Source organism: Streptomyces botrytidirepellens (assembly GCF_003721215.1).
Lineage (GTDB): Bacteria > Actinomycetota > Actinomycetes > Streptomycetales > Streptomycetaceae > Streptomyces > Streptomyces himastatinicus.
This window is the reverse complement of the sequence record NZ_RIBZ01000584.1, coordinates 1-3,632: the sequence shown is the minus strand read 5'-3', so window position 1 is coordinate 3,632 and position 3,632 is coordinate 1. Positions and strand designations below refer to the sequence as shown.

The following is a 3,632-nucleotide window of genomic DNA, read 5'->3' as shown; positions in this document are numbered from 1 at the left end:
GGGATGCGCCGGGGGCCCGGGGCTGGGCTGTGCCGGTCAGGCGTTACGCCGGTACTTTCGTGTCCTCGTCGGTGGTCTCCGCGTGGCTCACCACCGCGTTGTGCCGCTCGGTCCAGGTGGCCAGCGCCATCTCGCAGGCGTGGTCCACGTGGCGCAGACCCCTCAGGTCCAGCTCCACGACCCGCTCACGGGGCAGCGCCTCCAGCTCGTCCAGCAGCTTGGGCAGCCGGAGGAAGGTCGCGTTGCCGAGCACCCGCACCTTGATGGGCTGGTCCTCGGCGTCGTCGCGGCCCTTGACGTCGATGTGGACGTGCGAGGTCTCCCAGGCGGTCTTGGCGACCGACATCAGCAGACCGATGATGACGCCCTCGAACATGTTGGTGATCACGATGGCCCCGGCGGTCACGATCAGGATGATCGCCTCGCCCCGGCGCTCCCGCCACAGCGGCAGCAGCTCCTTGGTCGGGATCAGCTTCCAGCCCGCGTGCACCAGCACACCGGCGAGCGTCGCGACCGGGATGATGCCCAGCGCGGAGGGGAAGAGGACCGCGAAGACCAGCAGCCACACACCGTGCAGGATGCGCGAGAGCTTCGTCTTGGCACCGGCGAACACATTGGCCGAGCTGCGCACGATCACCGCGGTCATCGGCAGCGCGCCGAGCGCACCGCACACCGCGTTACCGGCGCCCTGCGCCATGAGCTCCTTGTCGTAGTCGGTGCGCGGACCGTCGTGCAGCCGGTCCACGGCCGCGGCACTGAACAGGCTCTCCGCCGAAGCGATCAGGGTGAACGCGAGAATGGTCCCGATCACGCCCACTTCGGCCATCTGGGTGATCTGATCGACGCCGGGGGGCTGGATGGCCTCCAGCAGACCCTTGACCTCGACCCGGGCGACCGGCAGGTCGAAGCTGACCGTCGCGATCGTCGCGAGGGCGACCGCGGCCAGCGGAGCGGGCAGCACCTTGGCGCCCTGGCGGAAGCGCGGCCAGAGGACCAGGACCAGGATGGTTCCGACGCCGATGGCCACGGCCGTGAGCGAGTTGCTCGACCCGGCCACGTCGCCGATCAGTTCCGGAATCCCGAAGATCTTGTCGAGCCCGCTGCTCGGGGCCTTCGCGTCGGCGAGCGCGTAGAGCTGCCCGGCGATCAGTACGAGGCCGATACCGGCCAGCATGCCCTGCACCACGGCGAGCGAGATCGCCCGGAACCAGCGGCCCAGCCCCAGGGCGCCCATCGCCAGCTGGAGCAGTCCGGACACCAGGACGAGTACGCCCAGCGCCGCGACGCCGTACTCCTGGACCGCCTCGTAGACCAGCACCGTCAGACCGGCGGCGGGGCCCGACACCTGGAGGCTGCTGCCCGGCAGGAGGCCGGTGACCAGGCCGCCGACGATGCCGGTGATCAGGCCCAGCTCGGCCGGGACGCCGGAGGCGACGGCCACGCCCACACACAGGGGCACGGCCACCAGGAAGACGACGAGAGAAGCGGTGAAGTCGGCGCGGAACGTCCCGGCGCCGGGGGGAGAGCCCGCGGCGCCGCCGGCGCCGCGCATTCGGGCAAGAAGAGAGTTTCGCATGAGGGTTGCCTCCAGTGCGCCCCGTCACCGGCTCTGGGCAGGCGGGGGCACGGCATAGCACTTCGTCAGTGGGATCGATGGAATCGGTCGCTGGCGGTGAAGCTCGCTTGCTCACACGACGCGTGAGGAAGCGTGAAACGTGACGCGCGAGAGCGCACGAAATGAGCCGTCATCAGCCGTCATGAGCCGTCGGCATATGACGGTGCAGCCCTCAGCAGCGGAAAATCTGGTGAACGACGGGCAACTCGCCCGATCTCGAGACCGGCACGGCCTGGCGTCCCGTCAGAGATGCGCTGATCGCGGTGCGCGGCATCCGCACCCCCGCGTCGCATCCGCACACACATCCGTATTTGCCGCTCGGTGTGGGTGCGGTCAGCGGCGCCCGTCCGTTACGGAGCCCCTTGCAGTCCTCCACCCCGCTGTCATGGTGGGTGGAGAGCGCCTTGATGATCGGCTTGGGGTCGGCGGACGCCGTCGAGCTGATCGTTTCAGGATGGGTGACCTGCGCGGACGAACTGTCCGCGGCGATGAAGAGGGCGAGCAGTACGGATACCACGGCTAGCAGCCCACGAGCGGTATGCCGGACCGTCCTCACCATCGCCTCCCTCCCGTACGTATCGACACTCAACTCCATTGTGTCCAGAAGCCCGTGACCATTTGCAAGTCGATATGTAACCAACTTGTGAATAGAGAGGCGTCGAACAGGACGGATTCCTTCCGGTCGCCCCGGCGGACGCCAGCGCTCGCAGGCGATAGCGTCACGCCGGACCGCCCGAAGGAGCCAAAAAAATATTATTCATCGAACAATGAATAATGCACGACCCCGTGCCGCCGATCAGGGCGATGGCTGCGACCGTGCCAAGGACGACGGCGCGGGAGGTGAGGGTGCGCTTGGGCGGTGGCCTTCATGGGGACGGTTCCTTCGGTTCGTGGCGCGGCGTGCTTCTGTCGGCGGGCCCTGTCGTGCCCTTCCGACATCCACTACGTTGCCGAACCGAACCTGAACGCAGCCTGAAGTCCTGAAGCGCTCTTCAGGAAGTCGCTCATGCGGTTCCGGTCAGCAGGTGATCGCCGTAGCGCGCCGCGTCGCCCGGCCCCCGGTGCGAGGATGAGAGACGTCCATCCATCGCAGCAACGCACGAGGTGAGCCGCACTATGACGGAGACGGTCGCCGTACTCGGCACGGGAAAGATCGGCGAAGCCCTGCTCAGCGGGATGATCCGCGGTGGCTGGAAACCGACCGATCTGCTGGTCACCGCCCGCCGCCCGGAGCGCGCCCAGGAGCTGCGGTCTCGCTACGGCGTCGAGGCCGTCACCAACGCCGAGGCCGCCAAGGCCGCCGACACGCTCATCCTCACCGTCAAGCCGCAGGACATGAGCACGCTGCTGGACGAGCTGGCCCCGCACGTGCCCGCCGACCGGCTGGTCATCTCCGGCGCCGCGGGCATCCCCACCTCCTTCTTCGAGGCGCGCCTGGCCGTCGGCACCCCCGTGGTGCGCGTCATGACCAACACCCCCGCCCTCGTCGACGAGGCCATGTCCGTCATCTCGGCGGGCAGCCACGCCGGTGAGGAGCACCTCGTCCACGCCGAGGCGATCTTCGGCGGCGTCGGCAAGACGCTCCGCGTCCCGGAGAGCCAGCAGGACGCCGCGACCGCCCTCTCCGGCTCCGGTCCCGCGTACTTCTACTTTCTCGTCGAGGCCATGACGGACGCCGGAATCCTGCTCGGGCTGCCCCGCGACAAGGCCCACGACCTGATCGTCCAGGCGGCGATCGGCGCCGCGACGATGCTGCGCGACAGCGGTCAGCACCCGGTCGCGCTGCGCGAGGCCGTGACCTCCCCCGCGGGCACCACGATCAGCGCCATCCGCGAACTGGAGAGCCACGGCGTACGCGCCGCCCTCATCGCCGCCCTGGAGGCGGCCCGCGACCGCAGCCGCGAGCTGGCCTCCGGCAACGGCTGACCCCGCCCGGGCCCCGGTGCCGAGCCGGGGCCCGCTCCGGCTCAGGTCGGCGGCAGCAGCCCCACCGCCGCGTAGGCGGCGTCGACCCGCG

Annotated in this window: 3 protein-coding genes; 1 reads left to right on the top strand and 2 read right to left on the bottom strand. The window is 69.5% G+C overall.

Going from position 1 to position 3,632, the window contains the following annotated elements:
• Window positions 1–43: 43 nt before the first annotated feature.
• Both EEJ42_RS33205 and EEJ42_RS33200 read right to left on the bottom strand, forming a co-directional pair.
• Window positions 44–1,552, bottom strand: coding sequence for a SulP family inorganic anion transporter (locus EEJ42_RS33205; RefSeq protein ID WP_123105722.1), 1,509 nt, complete (start codon window positions 1,550–1,552; stop codon window positions 44–46).
• Between the two features lie 235 nt (window positions 1,553–1,787).
• Complete coding sequence (locus EEJ42_RS33200) at window positions 1,788–2,132, bottom strand: hypothetical protein (protein WP_246097545.1); 345 nt, start codon at window positions 2,130–2,132, stop codon at window positions 1,788–1,790.
• A 599-nt stretch (window positions 2,133–2,731) separates the two neighbouring features.
• Between EEJ42_RS33200 and proC the strand changes: the two genes are divergently transcribed.
• Window positions 2,732–3,541: a pyrroline-5-carboxylate reductase gene (proC, locus tag EEJ42_RS33195; protein WP_123105718.1), complete on the top strand. Its 810-nt coding sequence runs from the start codon at window positions 2,732–2,734 to the stop codon at window positions 3,539–3,541.
• The last annotated feature ends 91 nt before the right edge of the window (window positions 3,542–3,632 follow it).